At 56.5% G+C, this 16,141-nt stretch carries 16 protein-coding genes and 2 tRNA genes; 10 read left to right on the plus strand and 8 right to left on the minus strand.

All coding sequences use genetic code 11. The features are described 5' to 3' along the window. A complete protein-coding gene (ku, locus tag V7650_RS03895; RefSeq protein ID WP_335654918.1) occupies positions 1–816 on the plus strand; it encodes a non-homologous end joining protein Ku in 816 nt (271 codons plus the stop codon). Positions 817–819: 3 nt separating this feature from the next. Beyond that, positions 820–3,333 (plus strand): DNA ligase D, encoded by a 2,514-nt coding sequence (ligD, locus tag V7650_RS03900; RefSeq protein ID WP_335654919.1) that lies wholly within the window; start codon positions 820–822, stop codon positions 3,331–3,333. Positions 3,334–3,383: 50 nt separating this feature from the next. Here the strand turns inward: ligD and V7650_RS03905 are convergent, their stop codons facing one another. Continuing rightward, complete coding sequence (locus tag V7650_RS03905; RefSeq protein WP_335654920.1) at positions 3,384–3,971, minus strand: DUF4126 domain-containing protein; 588 nt, start codon at positions 3,969–3,971, stop codon at positions 3,384–3,386. 105 nt (positions 3,972–4,076) lie between these two features. Between V7650_RS03905 and V7650_RS03910 the strand changes: the two genes are divergently transcribed. Beyond that, complete coding sequence (locus tag V7650_RS03910) at positions 4,077–4,901, plus strand: NUDIX hydrolase (protein ID WP_335654921.1); 825 nt, start codon at positions 4,077–4,079, stop codon at positions 4,899–4,901. A 316-nt stretch (positions 4,902–5,217) separates the two neighbouring features. Here V7650_RS03910 and V7650_RS03915 read toward each other — a convergent pair. After that, positions 5,218–5,294, minus strand: a tRNA-Arg gene (locus V7650_RS03915). A 103-nt stretch (positions 5,295–5,397) separates the two neighbouring features. On the opposite strand from V7650_RS03915, the gene V7650_RS03920 reads away from it, so the two are divergent. Then, a complete protein-coding gene (locus V7650_RS03920; protein ID WP_335654922.1) occupies positions 5,398–6,129 on the plus strand; it encodes a queuosine precursor transporter in 732 nt (243 codons plus the stop codon). A gap of 1 nt (position 6,130) precedes the next feature. Here V7650_RS03920 and V7650_RS03925 read toward each other — a convergent pair whose 3' ends face one another. Then, positions 6,131–6,568, minus strand: coding sequence for a hypothetical protein (locus V7650_RS03925; RefSeq protein ID WP_335654923.1), 438 nt, complete (start codon positions 6,566–6,568; stop codon positions 6,131–6,133). 162 nt (positions 6,569–6,730) lie between these two features. Between V7650_RS03925 and V7650_RS03930 the strand changes: the two genes are divergently transcribed. Both V7650_RS03930 and V7650_RS03935 read left to right on the plus strand, forming a co-directional pair. Next, positions 6,731–7,282 (plus strand): peroxiredoxin, encoded by a 552-nt coding sequence (locus tag V7650_RS03930; RefSeq protein WP_335654924.1) that lies wholly within the window; start codon positions 6,731–6,733, stop codon positions 7,280–7,282. A gap of 77 nt (positions 7,283–7,359) precedes the next feature. Continuing rightward, positions 7,360–7,878, plus strand: coding sequence for a 2'-5' RNA ligase family protein (locus tag V7650_RS03935; RefSeq protein WP_335654925.1), 519 nt, complete (start codon positions 7,360–7,362; stop codon positions 7,876–7,878). 296 nt (positions 7,879–8,174) lie between these two features. Here V7650_RS03935 and V7650_RS03940 read toward each other — a convergent pair whose 3' ends face one another. After that, a complete protein-coding gene (locus V7650_RS03940) occupies positions 8,175–9,410 on the minus strand; it encodes an NAD(P)/FAD-dependent oxidoreductase (RefSeq protein ID WP_335654926.1) in 1,236 nt (411 codons plus the stop codon). A gap of 177 nt (positions 9,411–9,587) precedes the next feature. Between V7650_RS03940 and V7650_RS03945 the strand changes: the two genes are divergently transcribed. After that, positions 9,588–9,664, plus strand: a tRNA-Met gene (locus V7650_RS03945). A 428-nt stretch (positions 9,665–10,092) separates the two neighbouring features. On the opposite strand, the gene V7650_RS03950 is transcribed toward V7650_RS03945, so the two are convergent. Beyond that, on the minus strand, positions 10,093–10,590 hold the full coding sequence (locus V7650_RS03950) for a hypothetical protein (protein ID WP_335654927.1): 498 nt from the start codon (positions 10,588–10,590) through the stop codon (positions 10,093–10,095). Positions 10,591–10,699: 109 nt separating this feature from the next. Here V7650_RS03950 and V7650_RS03955 point away from each other — a divergent pair, with 109 nt between their 5' ends. Both V7650_RS03955 and V7650_RS03960 read left to right on the plus strand, forming a co-directional pair. Further along, positions 10,700–11,524, plus strand: a complete 825-nt coding sequence (locus V7650_RS03955) for a c-type cytochrome (RefSeq protein ID WP_335654928.1) — start codon at positions 10,700–10,702, stop codon at positions 11,522–11,524. A gap of 199 nt (positions 11,525–11,723) precedes the next feature. Then, entirely contained in the window at positions 11,724–12,305 is a 582-nt protein-coding gene (locus V7650_RS03960) for a hypothetical protein (RefSeq protein WP_335654929.1), read from the plus strand. A 278-nt stretch (positions 12,306–12,583) separates the two neighbouring features. Here the strand turns inward: V7650_RS03960 and V7650_RS03965 are convergent, their stop codons facing one another. After that, on the minus strand, positions 12,584–13,069 hold the full coding sequence (locus V7650_RS03965) for a DUF2165 family protein (protein ID WP_335654930.1): 486 nt from the start codon (positions 13,067–13,069) through the stop codon (positions 12,584–12,586). A 307-nt stretch (positions 13,070–13,376) separates the two neighbouring features. Here V7650_RS03965 and V7650_RS03970 point away from each other — a divergent pair, with 307 nt between their 5' ends. Beyond that, on the plus strand, positions 13,377–13,850 hold the full coding sequence (locus V7650_RS03970; protein WP_335654931.1) for a hypothetical protein: 474 nt from the start codon (positions 13,377–13,379) through the stop codon (positions 13,848–13,850). A gap of 303 nt (positions 13,851–14,153) precedes the next feature. Here the strand turns inward: V7650_RS03970 and V7650_RS03975 are convergent, their stop codons facing one another. Both V7650_RS03975 and V7650_RS18190 read right to left on the minus strand, forming a co-directional pair. Then, on the minus strand, positions 14,154–14,699 hold the full coding sequence (locus V7650_RS03975) for a DinB family protein (RefSeq protein WP_335654932.1): 546 nt from the start codon (positions 14,697–14,699) through the stop codon (positions 14,154–14,156). A gap of 1,077 nt (positions 14,700–15,776) precedes the next feature. Then, entirely contained in the window at positions 15,777–15,899 is a 123-nt protein-coding gene (locus tag V7650_RS18190) for a hypothetical protein (protein ID WP_442955258.1), read from the minus strand. Between the last annotated feature and the right edge of the window lie 242 nt (positions 15,900–16,141).

Raw genomic sequence — 16,141 nt, forward strand, 5'->3', positions numbered from 1 at the left:
ATGGCCTCCCGGGCTTACTGGAAGGGGCAGTTGAGGATCGCGCTGGTATCCATTCCAGTCGAGATATACGCGGCGACAAAAAGCGGCGCGCAGATATCGTTCCGACAGATTCATGAACCTTCCGGCAAGCGCATAAAATACGAAAAGACGGTGCCTGGCATCGGCCCGGTTGACCGCGACGAAATCATCAAGGGGTTTGAATATGAAAAGGACAGCTATGTCCTTCTCGACCAGGATGAGATCGACGCGGTCAAGCTGGAAAGCAAGAAAACCTTGCTGCTGACCCAGTTCGTCGATGCTACCGACATCGACGTTTTATATTATGAAAAGCCCTACTACGTGGTGCCGGCCGATGAACTGGCCGAAGAAGCCTATGTGGTGCTTCGGGACGCCCTCAGAAAAACGAAGAAGGTGGGCGTCGGGCAGCTTGCCGTCCGGGGACAGGAGCATGTCGTGAGCCTGAAGCCGTGCGGCAACGGAATGGTGTTGGAAACACTCCGTTATGCGGACGAGGTCAAAAAGGCCCATGGCTATTTCGAGGGTCTCGGAGACATCAAGCCGGACAAGGAACTCCAGACTCTTGCCGAAAAGCTGATCGAGGACAAGACCGCCGCGTTCGATCCCGGGGAATATCACGACCGTTACGTTGACGCCCTGAAGGCGCTGATTGCCAAGAAGCGCAAGTCCGGCGGCAAGAAAATACTGGAGGATGTCGAAGAGGGGGCAGAAGCGGGCGGCAACGTCATTGACCTCATGGCTGCTCTCAAGAAATCCGTCGACGGTGACGGTGCTGGCAAGAAGCGCAAATCGAAATGATCGATGGCCAAGAAATCCGATCTCCTCGAACAATATAATCAGAAGCGTGATTTCACCAAGACGCGCGAGCCCGCCGGGACGGTTGCCGCGGGACAGGGAAATCGCTTCCTCGTCCAGAAGCATGCCGCGACGAGGTTGCACTATGATTTGCGGCTGGAACAGGGCGGCGTGCTCAAAAGCTGGGCGGTGACCAAGGGACCGAGCCTCGATCCTGATGACAAGCGGCTGGCCGTCCGCACTGAAGACCACCCGATGTCCTATGCGCAATTCGAAGGGTCGATCCCCAAGGGCGAATATGGCGGGGGTACTGTCATGCTGTGGGATTCCGGCATCTGGTATCCAGTCGAAGGCAAGAGCGCCAGCGATCTCGAACAAGGCCATCTGCATTTCATCCTCGAAGGCGAGCGGATGAGGGGAGAATGGCTGCTCGTTCGAATGAAAGGAAAGGCCAAGGAAAAACGGGAGAACTGGCTGCTCCGCAAGATTGAAGATGATCATGCAGGGGGCAGCGATGATCTGGTGGTGCGCGCCCTGACAAGCGTGAAAACCGGGCGAACGATGGCGCAGATTGCCGCAGACGACGAGAGCGCTTCCTTGCCCCTAGACGAGACGGGGCAGCTGTCTCAGGCGATCCTAGCCCAGGAGGACAGGAAGGAGCCGAAAACGAGCAAAGCCACTCGCAGGAAAAAGCCCCGCTCCTTTTCCGCGCCCCGGTTTCGCAAGCCCCAGCTGGCCACCCTTGTCGGCGATGTCCCGACCGGCAATGACTGGCTCCACGAGATCAAATATGATGGCTATCGATGCCTTCTGGCTGTCGCCGGTTCCGATGCACGCATATACACCCGCTCCGGCAAGGACTGGAGTGAGCGGTTTCCGGAAATCCTGGAAGCTGCCGGCAGGCTCGATCTGTCGTCGGCGCTGATTGACGGGGAAATCGTCAAGCTCGATGGCAGTGGCAATCCGAACTTTTCGGAATTGCAGACCGCCCTGAAGCACGACACCGGCGGGGTCACACTCTTTGCCTTCGATCTGCTCGAAAGCGACGGCGAAGATCTCGCCGCCCTCACGACGATCGAGCGCAAGGACCGGCTCGCGAGCCTTGTGGCGGGCGGCGGCAGCACGATCCGGATGGCCGACCATATTTTCGGTGCTGGCGAGAAACTATACGAGGCGATGTGCAAGGCGGGGCAGGAAGGCATTATATCCAAGCGCGCCGATTCGCCCTATCGGGGCAGGCGTACGCGTAACTGGCTGAAGATCAAATGTACCCGACGGCAGGAGTTCGTGATCATCGGATGGCGAAGCTCAGACAAGGCCGGGAGGCCGTTCGCATCGTTGTTGCTCGGGCAGAATGAAGGAGGGCAACTGGTCTACAAGGGCCGCGTGGGCACCGGCTTTGGCGACGAGATGTTGGAGGAACTGGCGGGCAAGATGGATCGTCTTGCACGCAAGACAGCGCCCGCCGATGTGCCCAAGGCCGAAAGTCGCGATGCCAACTGGGTTACGCCGACGCTGGTGGCGGAAATTGCCTTTTCCGAGTTCACCGGCGAGGGCCGGGTGCGCCACGGCAGTTTTGTGGGGCTGCGCAGCGACAAGCCAGCGAGCGAGGTGCGACCGGAGCGGTCGATGCCCCACCAATCCAGCAGAAAGGACAAGTCCGGCATCAAAATCTCAAGCCGCGATCGGGTGATATTTCCCGATGCCGGCGCCACCAAGGGGGACCTCGCCGACTATTACGAGAATGTCGGCGCGCTGATGTTGCCATGGATCGCGCATCGTCCCGTTAGCCTTGTGCGTTGCCCGCAGGGCCGCGCCAAGAAATGCTTCTTCCAGAAACACGACGCCGGCAGCTTTGGCGACCAGGTGAAAAATGTGCCGATCACGGAAAAGGACGGGGGAGCCGAGGATTATCTCTACATCGAGAGCATCGGTGGTCTATTGGCGTGCGTCCAGATGGGAACCATAGAATTTCATGATTGGGGTTCCCAGATTGCTGCACTGGAGCGGCCGGACCGCATGGTGTTTGACCTTGATCCCGACGAGGAGATCGATTTTGCCGCAGTGCGAAAGGCGGCGAGTGATATCGGGCAAGCGCTGGCCGATATTGGCCTGGCAAGCTTCCCGATGCTCTCCGGCGGGAAGGGCATTCATGTTGTGGTTCCGCTGGAACCCGAGGCTGAATGGCCGGAAGTCAAGGATTTCGCGCGACGATTCTCGACCGCTCTCGCGCAGACAGAGCCGGACCGGTTCACGGCGACGATGTCCAAGGACAAGCGCAAGGGAAAAATTTTTATCGACTGGCTGCGAAACCAGCGCGGTGCGACGTCGGTGGTTCCCTATTCCGCTCGAGCCCGGGAGGGGGCCCCGGTCGCCGCGCCCGTCAGCTGGGACAAGCTCGGTGAATTTGACAAGGGCGGTTATTTCACGATTGCCGATGCGGCGACATTGATCGAACGATCAAACCAGAAAGATCTCAGGCAATGGGGCAAGGTGAAGCAAAAACTGCCGGACCTGTGAATTGGCCGGTTGGCCAGCATTTGGGTTGGCTTGCCCTCCCAGTAACAGCGCTAGCTGCCGCGCGCGACGATCTTTCGCCAGAGCCGATAGCCCTTGTACAGCAGAACAAGGCTCAGCAGCAGCAGGCCGAGCGCGATGATCAGGGCGGCGACCGGATTGGCGAAGGCCAGAAACAGCAGTCCCCCCGTTGCAACATCTTCGCCGGTGGAAACCAGCGCGTTGCTGACCGGTTCCGGGCTGGTGTTCACGAGGGCGCGCGCACCAGTCTTTGCACCATGGCTGATCAACGCTGCGCCGCCGCCGAGCAGAAAAACAATGACCTGCCAGGCGGGATCGCCGGCATCGACCACGGCAAGCGCCAGCAGCGCGCCGCCCAGCGGCCGGATCGCGGTGTGGAGCGTATCCCACAGGCTATCGAGCCAGAGAATCTTGTCCGCAAAAAATTCGGCGATAGCCCCTAGTGCACTGATTCCCAGCACCCACGGATTGGCGAGACTATCCAGCGCCTGAAGATTTTCCGGCAGGCTGATCCAGTCCAGCCGCATGGCGAGCCCGGTGACGAATATCGTCAAATACAGACGCCAGCCCGATATCAGGCTGATACTCCCCGCCAGACCCAGTAGCTCAACAATGCCCATGCGAGAAGTCTGCCATGGGTGCAATGTTTTGGCAAACGACTTCCGGCGATGGTCGTCGGCTCAAAAGACTTTGCAATGATGTCCGTTTGCTGTTCATATGAAAATATGATCGAACAGGAACCCAACCGCCAACCGCCCGTGCTCGACGCAATTACCGGCGAGCCCATGCCAAAGCCGATACCGGCGTCGACGCTCGTAATCTTTCGCGACCAGCCTGGCAGCACGGCGCCCGACCTGCTCATGGTCGAACGGTCTGCAAAGATGGTCTTTGCGGCAGGCGCCGCGGTGTTTCCCGGCGGCCGGATCGATGATGCGGATTTCGACTATGCCAGGACGCTGGGGCATGACGATGTTGAGGAATATGGCGCGCGCATAGCGGCCGTGCGGGAATCGATCGAGGAAACCGGGATTGCGGTGGCGGTCGAGGGCGATCTGAACGCCCGCCGCGTTTCCGAAGCACGGCAAGCGCTGCACCAGGGCATCAATCTCGCCGACATCTGCAACCAGTTCGACTGGCAACTGGAGCTTGAGAAGCTGATACCCTTCTCCCGCTGGTGCCCGCCGTTCGCGGAAAAGCGCGTGTTCGACACCCGCTTCTACATGATCTCGCATGATGACCACCAGGCGCAGGCGACGGTCGACGAGACCGAGAATTACAACCTGTTCTGGGGCAATGCGCAGTCGGTCCTTGATCGCGCCGAGGCGGGGGAGGTGAAGATCATCTTCCCGACCAAGCGCAACCTCGAGCGCCTGGCCCAGTTCACGTCGTTCGACGAGGCCGTCGCGCATGTGCAGCAACATCCCTGCGTGATGGTATCGCCGAATATCGAGAAGCGCGCTGATGGCGTGCATCTCTGCATCCCGGAGGGCATCGGCTATCCCATAACATCGGAGCCGATGGACGCGGTCCAGAGGGGGTTCGGAAAATAGAAAACAGTGGCGCGCATGGCGGGATAGGAACCTGACAACAGCGGACGTTTTTATTTTCCGTGACCTTTGTGCCTGCGACGCAGATTTCCGACCTTTTCCAGCGACCAGCCAAGGGCCGAGTGTGACCTTTCATTTTTCGTTACCCGCTCGAATGAGACAGGCAGCCGCTCGCCCCGCCGTCTTATTCAAAATATCAAAGAGCCTGTCCTGACCGCGGCAAGGACCGTGCGAGACAATAAGCCATGGCTGCTGGTGTAGGACAGCATTTTTTCGCCGATGGATTGGGTGATTGTCGCGGCTGTCGCAAACAGGAAAATGGTGCGCCCGGCAGGACTCGAACCTGCTGCCTCAAGATTAGAAGTCTCGCGCTCTATCCAGATGAGCTACGGGCGCATGATTGCATGGGCTTTAGCGGTCTTTTGACCGGCTGCAAACCGTGATATGTGCCGTGCGCCATAATTGTTGAAATGTTTTGCGCGCCGGCTAAGGTCGGACAATGACCGATAGCCCGATCCAGCGGACAACCGCTTCCAGCCAGGCCGGGCACAGGTTCCGCTATTATGATTTCGTGATGGCCGCCTTTGTCACGATATTGCTGCTGTCCAATGTCATCGGCGCCGCCAAGCCCACCTTCATAATGATCAGCGGCGAGCAGTGGATTTACGGAGCCGGCATATTATTCTTCCCCCTCGGCTATGTGATCGGCGACGTGCTGACCGAGGTCTATGGCTACGCGCGCGCCCGACGCGTCATCTGGGCGGGCTTTGCGGCATTGCTGTTCATGGCGCTGATGAGCTGGGTGGTGGTGTCGCTGCCACCGGCGGACGGCTGGGAAGGGCAGGCGGCCTATGAGAGCGTGTTCGGTCAGGTGCCCCGTATCGTCGCAGCGTCAATCGTTGCCTTCTGGGCTGGCGAATTCGTCAACAGCTATGTCATGGCGCGGATGAAGGTCTGGACGAAGGGCAAAGCACTGTGGAGCCGTACCATCGGGTCGACGGTCGTCGGGCAGGGGGTGGACAGCCTGATCTTCTATCCACTCGCCTTTCTCGGCGTCTGGGAAAGCTCTGCGGTAATCACGGTCATGGTGACCAACTGGCTCCTGAAAGTGCTCTGGGAAGTGGTGCTGACGCCGGTGACCTATGCGGTGGTTGGCTGGCTGAAACGGCGGGAAGGGATTGACGTCTACGACGACGACACCGATTTCACGCCGTTCAGCACATCGACCTGACCTATCGCAAAACGCCCATCTTTTCGGTCTGCTGTGCAATCAGCAGCCACACGACCGCGAAAATCACGATCAGTCCCGGCATCAGCCAGCCCGCGGCCGCCATTTGTTCCGTATAGCCGTCGAGGATGAAATAGCCGCTGAACTGGACGATCACGGCGAGCAACGAGACCAGAAACAGTCGTACTGCGATCCGCTTTTTCAACAACCAGCACACCGATGCCACAAAACCGGAAAAAACGGCGATCGCGAAGGCAGCCGTGAACCATATCGGTTGCGCAGCCAGCAGATCCTGCTGCATTTCCGGCAGCGCGGCGAAATCTTCTGCGCTCATCATCACCTGACCAAAATAGGCCGATAGTCCGATCCCGTTCCACAGCAGGGCAATCACCCCGACAATCCAGAACCAGATGGGCGGTTTTGCCTGATCCATCATCTTCATTCTCCCTCTCCGTTTCGGCTAATTTTGAGGTCGGAACGGGCTGGTTGCAAGCGAAACCGGACGTTGATCGATTCCGACGATCAGTCTGTTGTAAAAAAGCAATTGGATCGATCATGCTGTTGCTGGCAACCGGCCGTCAACCATAACCAAAAGGAGCCAAATATGATTGGTAGAAATATCCCCCATGTTACCCTGAAAACCCGCGTACGGGACGAATCCGTCGATGGCGAGAATCCGTTCCGCTGGCAGGATGTCAACACCAAGGAGCTGTTCGCCGGCAAGCGCATTGCCGTATTCTCGCTGCCGGGAGCCTTCACCCCGACCTGCTCCAACGAGCAGTGCCCGGCATTCGAGCGTCTCTATGACGAGTTCAAGGCGCGCGGTGTTGACGAGGTCTATTGCATCTCGGTCAACGACGCGTTCGTCATGTACCAGTGGGGCAAGTCGCTGGGCCTGGAAAAGATCAAGCTGCTGCCGGACGGATCGGGCGACTTTACGCGCCGGATGGGCATGCTGATCAAGAAAAACCATCTCGGTTTCGGCGACCGCAGCTGGCGCTATTCGATGATTGCCGATGACGGCGTTGTCAGCGCCTGGTTCGAAGAGCCGGGTATCAACGACGAGGGTGTCGACAATGATCCCTATGTCGAATCGACCCCCGAAAATCTGCTGAACTGGCTGGACGAAAACGAAGCCGCCCGCAAAGCCGCCTAGAAAATCCCTGTCCCCCCCGAGGAAACCGCGAGCAAGAAATTGCTCGCGGTTTTTTTCTTGCGCGATAGAGTGGCGCGATGGAGCGCCTCAACAAACCCATCATCATGACGGCGCAAATGGGCAAGGCGGATTTTGCCTGGGCCGACGCTTTGCGGAGGCGCTATTTCCCGCCGGAACGGAACCAGATCAGTGCCCATGTCACCCTGTTCCACCATCTGCCGCCGCAGGCGCTGGACGAGATCAGGGCGGCGGTGGTCGTGCTCACGGCAGAGCTGCCGAAGCCGGCCGCGACGCTATCGGGCCTGATCCATCTCGGGCGCGGCGTCGCCTACCAGTTGCACGCTCCGGATTTGCTCGAGTTGAGGATGGACCTCGCGGACCGTTTTGCCGGTTTGCTGACCGCCCAGGATCAACAGAAGCCGCGGCTGCATGTCACGGTTCAGAACAAGGTCGTTCCGGCCGAGGCGAAGCGGCTGCTCGACGAACTCAACAGCACGTTCGAGCCGCGTCCCTTCACCATCCATGGCATCGGACTGCATTATTATCTCGACGGGCCCTGGCAGGACATCGGCGTCTGGCCATTCCGGGGGCGCTAGATGCTGTTTCCGCGGGTTGGCTATCCAGAACCGGAACGGCAGGGGCCTTGGTTTTCCCTTCTCCCGCGAGGGAGAAGGATACAGAGCCTTATGAGCGCAGCGAATTAGGCGGCGTTGGATGAGGGTGTTCTGTCCTCTGAAGCGCAGTACACCCTCATCCAGCTACGACTAGGCAGCAAGCTGCCAAGTCTCCTCATCCTTCTCCCTCACGGGAGAAGGGAGCGGGATTGGCGTCAGAGCTTGCTAGCGCGAACCCCATCGGGCGTGCCAACGCTTCCAGCTCAGTAAAAGCGGCGCTAGTGGATGCCGACTTCCTTGATCGGAATCTCGGTGTTGACCAGTTCGTCCTTGTCCAGATTGAGTCCCTCGACGACCGCCTTGCGGCCCTGGACATAATCCTTGGTGGCGTTGACGCAGTCCAGCGCCACAACCTTGCCATCGCGATAATAGATGACCGAGAATTTGCGGGAAGCGGGATCGCCGCGCACGACATAGCTGTCATGGCCGGTCGACAGGCCGACGGTTTGCAGCTTCAGATCATATTGGTTCGACCAGAACCAGGGGACCGCGTCATATTCGGCATCTTCGCCCAATATGTCCATTGCAGCGACCTTCGCCTGATCATTGGCATTTTGCACTGACTCGAGCCGGATCATCGCGCCTTCGGCAAAGGCATTGCTGTGGGCAGCACAATCGCCAATCGCATAGACATCTTCCAGGCTGGTGCGGCAATGCTGGTCGACGTCGACGCCGTTGCCCGTCGCTGCGCCTGCCGCCACCAGCGGTCCGGTTTCCGGAATAATCCCGATCCCGACCACGAACATGTCCGCTTCCAGCCGGCGACCGTCGCCCAGCAAGACGGCGGATGCGATGCCGTCTTCACCGGTTTCGAAACCGGCGACGGTGGCGTCCAGCTCGATGGTCACGCCGTGGCTCCGGTGCTCGGCCTCAAAAAAGCGGGAGAGCGCTTCGCCGGCCACCCGGGACAGCACCCGGTCGAGTGATTCGACGACGGTAATCTGCTTGCCCAGCTTGGTCAGCACGGCTGCCGCTTCCAGCCCGATATAGCCGCCGCCGACGACGACCACCTTGTTGACCGCGGGCAGGGCGGCCATGATCTTGTCGACATCGGCCCGCGAGCGGACGGCATGGATATTGCGCGCCTGGCTGCCCGGGCAATCGAGCATGCGGGGTGATCCGCCGGTCGCCCAGATCAGCTTGCCATAGCCGATTTCGTCGTCGGAGGCCAAGGTCACGGTCTTGCCGACCGGATCCAGTTTCGACACCCGGCGTCCGGTCAGCAGATCGATCTCGCGCTCGACCCAGAAGCTTTCCGGGCGCAGCAGGATGCGGTCAAACGGCTTTTCCCCGGCAAGATATTCCTTGGACAAGGGTGGCCGCTCATAGGGCGGGTATTTCTCGTTTCCCACCAGCCCGATCGTGCCTTCGAACTTCTTCTGGCGCAACGCGATCGCTGCCTGTGCACCGGCGTGGCCGGCGCCTACAATCAAGATGTCATAAAATGCGTTCATATCCGTCCCTTGGTGCCTGATACCGGCTTGGAAAGCGCTGTTAGCGCGGATCGCATCGGCCGTGCAAGGTTTAGCGTATTTTCTCGCTAGAGCTTGTTGACCGGACCCGGCGCTGTGACTATAGCGCCGCGGTCCAGACAGTGTTTCGAGCGGTCAAGTTGATCGCCGGAACCGGTTGGCGGAGTAGCTCAGGTGGTTAGAGCAGTGGAATCATAATCCATGTGTCGGGGGTTCGAGTCCCTCCTCCGCTACCAAATAATTGCTAATAAAAACAATGGTTTGATAGGATATGGGGTTAGGGTGGTCTTGCATCCCATGTTGCAATCGTGTTGCATCATGTTTCGCTGATTTCCGTCGTTTTCTGTTTAGTGTCGGCAGGTCCATGCAACATGGATGCAACATGGCGCATCAATCGTGGCTGGTCTGAGCAATGCATGTCCCATTCCCCTGATACCATGCCCACTGAGGGTCCTCAGCCTAATCGACCAATTTCATATTCATTCACGTCAACCTCACATCGTGCCGACCCAGCATCGTCAAGTTGGTGGGGAGCTAGAGTCCGCTTCGGGAACGGTCCCTATCACGCTGCTTTTGGCATAGCACAGCACGACGTAGCGGGTCCGCTTGCGGTGGACGACCGTGAGGCGCGAAAGACCGATTTTGGGTGGTAAGCGGTCATCGATTAACTCGGGCGCGGCATCTTCGTAACATGTTTACGAAAGTTGATCGCTGTCCCGGAAAATGCGCTAGTCAGAACGAAAGCGATTGGCAGATTTGGTTCGGCATCGGTCACGACTTTCGCATAGAAGCCTCGAGATTTTAGAAACTCTGCTGCGGCATTTGCGGCTCTTTCCGGATTGTCACTGACCAGTCCGATGCAGGAAGTCGCCCCCTCGAGCTTGTCTAAGACATCTTGAGGCGAAAAGTTTATGATAGTGCCATCCCACAAGATCGAACGCTGAATGCCACTGCTGTCCATCTGAAAGCGCTCACGCACTCCATGCGTAGCAAGCAATGCCACGAGGATATCTTTAGCCTCGGGCGAGGTGGCGGCGAAAATATGCGAGCCCTGATCTGGAAAAGGCAACGGGTTGCGCCCGTTTGCTGCAAGTATGCTCCATGCAATGAAAATTGCAGTAAAAATAGAGGCAATGACGATCAACCAAACCGGGATAAACATAGACCCTCGCCCTTTTTTAATATTATACCAGAATGCCAAAATGGTGGCAATTGAGTCGTTTGCCGACGTAGGAGCTCTACGCCCTAGTTTGCAGATTGCACGGCAGGAGATGGATGAGATGCACATCAACTGGCTGTTCGTGGTTGTCGTCCTTTTCAGTACGTCTTGCACGGATCAGCGCGAGCAAAACCCTGTCGAAGACACCGCCCAGTTTGAACGGGTGTCTGCCGACTTGGTCGCCCACGGCGAACGGGTTGCAGATGTTCTGGGTTGCACTGGTTGCCATGGTTCGAACCTGATAGGAGAGGATTGGAGCGAACCAGGATTCGTCAATCTATGGACCGCCAATCTGACGCGATCTGTTCCGCGCTATACGGATGCGGAGCTTGCAAAGATCATCCGGAGCGGAGCGCGCGCTGATCGCGAGTTATGGGAGATGCCATCCCAAATTTTCGCCCAGCTGTCCAAGGAGGACATGTCCGCCGTCATCGCCTTCTTGCGCAGTAAAACTGCCGAGGGCCCAGTGCATGATGAGCCAGTATTCGAGGAAGCTGCTCGGCTAGAAATTGCTTCTGGCACATACACGTCCTCAAGAGCCGAAGTGGCAGAAAAAGCGGCTATCTGGCCGCCAGACGCGGGTAAAGCGCACGCGCTCGGTCGGTATATTGTGAGGGCTACTTGCGCGGAATGTCATGGGCTGAATCTGAGAGGAGGACAGCCTTACCCAGAAGCAACCATGCGTCCCGACCTGAGGATAGTAGCCGCCTACGACATTGATCAATTCCGCCACCTGCTGCGCGACGGCAAGGCAATCGGTGAACGGGATGTCAGCTTAATGAGCGAAGTTGCCCTTGGCCGATACAAGCACTTTTCTGATGCCGAAATAGCGGCTGTTCATGGATACCTTCGTCGGGTTGCTCAGCTCGAGCCGTGATTTCCGCATTTTTGGGGCGAAAGCCGACCAGCCGCATGTATTTTCCATCTGATCAGCTTTTATGTCTGCAAGTGGGTGGGGAGCGGTCTTCTGTGGTGCCCTTGACTGGATCGCATTAAATCCATGTATTGCCAATCTTGGACAACTTGCGTGGGCCACTGAGTTATGCGACAATCCTAGTTCTTGGGAGAATAGCATTATGCGTCACCTTGTTCTATCAATCGCCTTGGCCGGAATGGCTGCGCCTGCACTCGCAGACGATGAGCCCGGCGAATACATTATTCCCGGCGACCTGTGTCAACAGCTAGCGATGGATACGGCGAAGCCGTTGGCCGGCAAATGGACCGCTACGAACAAGAACGGGGGAGGGACAGTCGGATCGCGAAACATCGGAATAATGGATGAAGATCAAGAGCCCGCGGAGTTTGAGTACGCCGGCAACGGTGTTCTCATCATGTTAGGGGACAATGATCAAGGGCCCCAGCGCATGGAATTAGCTCCCCAATCCGTAGCGGAAAACTTGCCGAACGATTTCAAGGTGCCTCACCAAGGCGATATCGTGGAAGTGGATGTGAATGACCTTTTGCCATGCGAATGGGGGAAAATGCCAGGCTTCGTTGGCGACCTCGATTTCGATTTGAATGGAATGGGTACCATGAACATGAAAGTCATTGTAAATTTCCCGAGTATGCAAATGGGTTTCGGCCTCTTACATTTCACTGGTGATATGATGGGTCGCGAGATCGCCGTAATTCGGCATTTTACGCTCACGCGCGACTGATTTTCGGTTGCCGATTCATTAAATGGATTGAGTACGTATCAGTTGGAGGCTCGACCTCAATCAATCAGTTGGTATCAGGCGGTCTCGCCGGAGTGAACTCGGTGGCAATTCGTGATCGTCTAGTTTCTTAAAGAACCGCGCACTATAATGTATCACCATTACAATGCGAAGTCCGCGAATGGGTCGCTTACCGACTGGCTTCTTTTATTTCAACAAGGTCGCGGCTTTACGTGGCAAACTCGCTGGCAAGCGGCCATTGCGAGACCACGTTGTTTATTTTAATCGTCAGTCAAACAGACGAATAGCATGGTGATGGCCGAAGCCATGGCATACATGAATGCCCCTTGCATCGAGCCTGTGCCGACCTGCGTTTGCCACATCTGGAAGAAGGCTGCGCCAAACGTCATGAAAAAACCAAACCAGACTAAAAGCGCCAACCCAGCAGCTATGACGCCGGCATGTTTCGCTGAATGGAACTCTTCGTTTGTTCCTTTTCGGACCTTGAATAGATCCAATCCACCTTTGATCCCAAAAAACGCCACAGCAAGTTCTCCAGTCAGGACAAGGCCTAACGCTGCCCATGCGAACACTGGATCGTTCAATTTGGGGAATATCGTATTGGCATAAACCTCATGGTCTGCTCCACCCATCACGTATACCAGAGCTCCATGTGCTGCTGAAAGATTGGCAACGTTTTGCAGCGCATAGAAAAGGGCATGAAGACCGATAAACAACACCAGTGTCGCCTTGACCAAACGCAGCATACCTCATCCCCCTGTAAGCCCGCATAAAGATAATGAGCGAAGCTGGCTAAGTCAAATCGCGCTACATCAGAACGACCGGATTTGGGGCGGAAGCGGAACGACAACTTTTGTGTCCGCAATGACCGCTGAATTTTATAGCGGACCTCAAGCCTCTCCAGCGTAGCCGCATGGACAGATTGAAGCGTAGGTGATAGTCTTCCTATGTCCTGTTTTGGACGATCGTTCGGGTCGCGCCGAACCACTCCGGTTCCAAGGTATGATCGCACATATTGATGCGCGATACCTATTGTTAAACTAGGGGGCTTTTATGAAATTAAAGATTTTAGCCGCAACTGTGATGATTGCGATGGCAATGAGTGCGCCGATTGTGGCGCAGGCTCAGACACCGTCATGGACCACAGAACAAATGGCGGTTTGGAAAGTCGTATCTGACTCATATGTTGATGAAGTTGCCAAAAATGGCAAATGGCCCGATGCATATGTTCATGATAACGTTGTGAGTTGGTCCGCTGAGTCTCCCATACCAAAAGGGAAAGCTTCCATGGAGAAATGGGCTCGCTTCAACGATAGCCAAAGTGAGACGCTGCAATACGAGATACACCCCGTCGCGATCGCGGTTACCGGTGATACCGCAGTTGTCCATTATACGGGCATGTTCGTTTCCCAGCGCGGCACCGATAAGCCAGAGACAGAAGTGAATGGAACAATCGAAACGCTAGTGCGCAGTGGAGGTCAGTGGAAGTTTCTGTCCCTCACCGGTTTTGATATGAAAAAGAAATGAAATGATCTGCACCCCGATTAAGCAGAATGATCGGGGTGCCAATTATCGATTGCGGTACATTATATATCCAAAATCCGATTTTGCGCTAAAAGCAGACAGCCTAACGGCCCAGTCCGAACGACCACAACTGGGGCGGTAGCTGACCAGTTGCATTTATTATTCATCTGATCAGTTCCAATGAACGAAACTGGGTGAAAGGGGAGCGTCTTATCGCAGTCGTACCCGACAAAACGACACTTCAGCGAAAGAGGGTTGGCGGCAATGTCACTTTTGTGAAAGCGCGATCTAGAGTTGCTGGAGATATTATGACACCGCATATAGGAATCTCATGGATCCGATCTCAGCGGCGTTCTTCATCAACTCGACATTGAGCCACGCTGCGATACTATCCGGAGAACTATTGGGGATAGGCCAACTATTCTCGCGACGGACTTGAAGAGCGGACTCGTCGTAGCTTTGAAGCAGCGTGCGCCAGCGATCATGCAGGTTTTGAATAACCAAGCGGACGTTTTCGGCATCCCCTGGCCAAGGTACATCGCTGGCCTCGATTGCAACGTTACCCTCCAGATGCGCAATCGCTTTTGTCCACCAGTAGCAAATGTGCCAAGTTGTCCAAGCTATCGAAGGCGGTCCCATTTCGTAGTTTTCGATCTCAGGCCAGTCCGGGCGCCATTCTCCGAAATTCGCCCGACGAACATGGATGCAGGTGGCGGCGGGTTCCCATAGGCATTCTTCGGTTGGGATCTTCTCGAGATGATACCAGGCTAACGCCCAAGCCATGTCAAACTGCTCAAGCAGCAGTGTGCGTGTCCTGCAATCGGTCAATTTTTCGTCCTCCAGTCCAATCACCACCGTTCAAACAACGATGTTCAGCAACCCGCGTGCGAGTAGGATCATCTGTAGTGAAGTTTGTAGGCAATGTCCGCTCTCGGGATTAGCGTCTATCGCCATCAATGGTCGATATTGGCGCGAGTACAGTCCGTGTGATGGGTCTGGCGGGCCGTATACCCCCAGCCGTCGCCCGCGGGCTATCAGCAAGGTGGCGGCTGTTCTGTCTCGGTATTAACCATGAACAATCTTGCAACTGCAGCGCGCCTATGCTTGGTGCGCGACAGTCGATTCGCACACACCCGTAGAGGCTTTCGATTAGGCCGGGGCAAACGGGACGCCCCTCCCGTCCCGGCCGTTTTATTTCGGTATCTGCCCTGAAGGGTCTTACAATTGTAATGTGGTTGTGCTCTGTTCCAGATAGTCGATTTTCCCAGTCCTTCAGGGGGTTTCGATTAGGCCGGGAGACGGGGGCATTCTCGCCCCGGCCGCTTCTTAAACCCGACGATCAGGCGGTGCGGAGAATTGCTCAAGCAGTTGGCGCACAAGGGAAGCGCACAAGACACACTTAGCGCGGGCGGGAGTACCAAGTCGCAAAAGGAAGCCGCTCAGGAGGCTGGTCTTTCCCGCCATCAACATACACTGCCGTTCGCATTTCCAACTTCCCCGCCGATGCGTTCGAGTGAAATTCGTTGAGTAAACCATTGAATAAAAATGAAAAATAAAATGGGTCCTACCTGTTCGATCTTTGTTCCTTATGCGCTGGGGGACCGCGTTTTTCAGGCCAGGCAGCCATCCCGAGTGATCGAATAGTTACAAGTTCCAGTTCCAGTCCAAAAAATTCTAACTATGCGATGGCCAACGGTATGGCTAAGCCTTGATCTGGCAAGGGGATTTCGATGCGGCTCGGCAGGGATGAAAATAAGCAGTTTGCAAAACCGCCAGGCAAACTCTGTCCGCATTGCTGATCCAGTATCTACGGACAGCCTCTCATAAATCTGCCATAGTATTTTTAAATAAATCACCGGAACGGTTTGTTTGCGAGGGAGAGAGGTTCATGCCACTTACTCGCCGCCCATCGACTAGGGTCAGGACTCATTAACTGAGCCAGAATATGACGATAGCTGCGATTGCGATGGCGGACATGAAGGTGTGTGCGCATCGGTCATAGCGGGTGTGGATACGCCTCCAGTCCTTGAGGCGCCCGAACATATTCTCGATTTTGTGGCGCCGCCGCTAGAGGGTTTTGTCGAAGCCGGCGGGTAATATCCGTCCCTTTCGTAGTGGAATGCATGGCGTGATGCCTTTGGCCTTCAGGGCGGCGCGATACTCGTCGCTGTCATAGCCTTTGTCCCCCAAGCATGCAGGTGGCATGATCTGGCAGCGCGGGATATGTGAGCTTTGCACCGATATGATCGCTCATCTGCCCTTCGCTTAAACACAGGACCAGCGGCTTGCCTACC

The organism is Parasphingorhabdus sp., assembly GCF_036964565.1.
Classification (GTDB): domain Bacteria; phylum Pseudomonadota; class Alphaproteobacteria; order Sphingomonadales; family Sphingomonadaceae; genus Parasphingorhabdus.

What these genes read in the sequence shown, in the direction of transcription:
- ku (WP_335654918.1), top strand. Translation starts at nt 1, where the DNA reads ATGGCCTCCCGGGCTTACTGGAAGGGGCAGTTGAGGATCGCGCTGGTA.
- ligD (WP_335654919.1), top strand. Translation starts at nt 820, where the DNA reads ATGGCCAAGAAATCCGATCTCCTCGAACAATATAATCAGAAGCGTGAT.
- V7650_RS03905 (WP_335654920.1), bottom strand. Translation starts at nt 3,971, where the DNA reads ATGGGCATTGTTGAGCTACTGGGTCTGGCGGGGAGTATCAGCCTGATA.
- V7650_RS03910 (WP_335654921.1), top strand. Translation starts at nt 4,077, where the DNA reads ATGATCGAACAGGAACCCAACCGCCAACCGCCCGTGCTCGACGCAATT.
- V7650_RS03920 (WP_335654922.1), top strand. Translation starts at nt 5,398, where the DNA reads ATGACCGATAGCCCGATCCAGCGGACAACCGCTTCCAGCCAGGCCGGG.
- V7650_RS03925 (WP_335654923.1), bottom strand. Translation starts at nt 6,568, where the DNA reads ATGAAGATGATGGATCAGGCAAAACCGCCCATCTGGTTCTGGATTGTC.
- V7650_RS03930 (WP_335654924.1), top strand. Translation starts at nt 6,731, where the DNA reads ATGATTGGTAGAAATATCCCCCATGTTACCCTGAAAACCCGCGTACGG.
- V7650_RS03935 (WP_335654925.1), top strand. Translation starts at nt 7,360, where the DNA reads ATGGAGCGCCTCAACAAACCCATCATCATGACGGCGCAAATGGGCAAG.
- V7650_RS03940 (WP_335654926.1), bottom strand. Translation starts at nt 9,410, where the DNA reads ATGAACGCATTTTATGACATCTTGATTGTAGGCGCCGGCCACGCCGGT.
- V7650_RS03950 (WP_335654927.1), bottom strand. Translation starts at nt 10,590, where the DNA reads ATGTTTATCCCGGTTTGGTTGATCGTCATTGCCTCTATTTTTACTGCA.
- V7650_RS03955 (WP_335654928.1), top strand. Translation starts at nt 10,700, where the DNA reads ATGGATGAGATGCACATCAACTGGCTGTTCGTGGTTGTCGTCCTTTTC.
- V7650_RS03960 (WP_335654929.1), top strand. Translation starts at nt 11,724, where the DNA reads ATGCGTCACCTTGTTCTATCAATCGCCTTGGCCGGAATGGCTGCGCCT.
- V7650_RS03965 (WP_335654930.1), bottom strand. Translation starts at nt 13,069, where the DNA reads ATGCTGCGTTTGGTCAAGGCGACACTGGTGTTGTTTATCGGTCTTCAT.
- V7650_RS03970 (WP_335654931.1), top strand. Translation starts at nt 13,377, where the DNA reads ATGAAATTAAAGATTTTAGCCGCAACTGTGATGATTGCGATGGCAATG.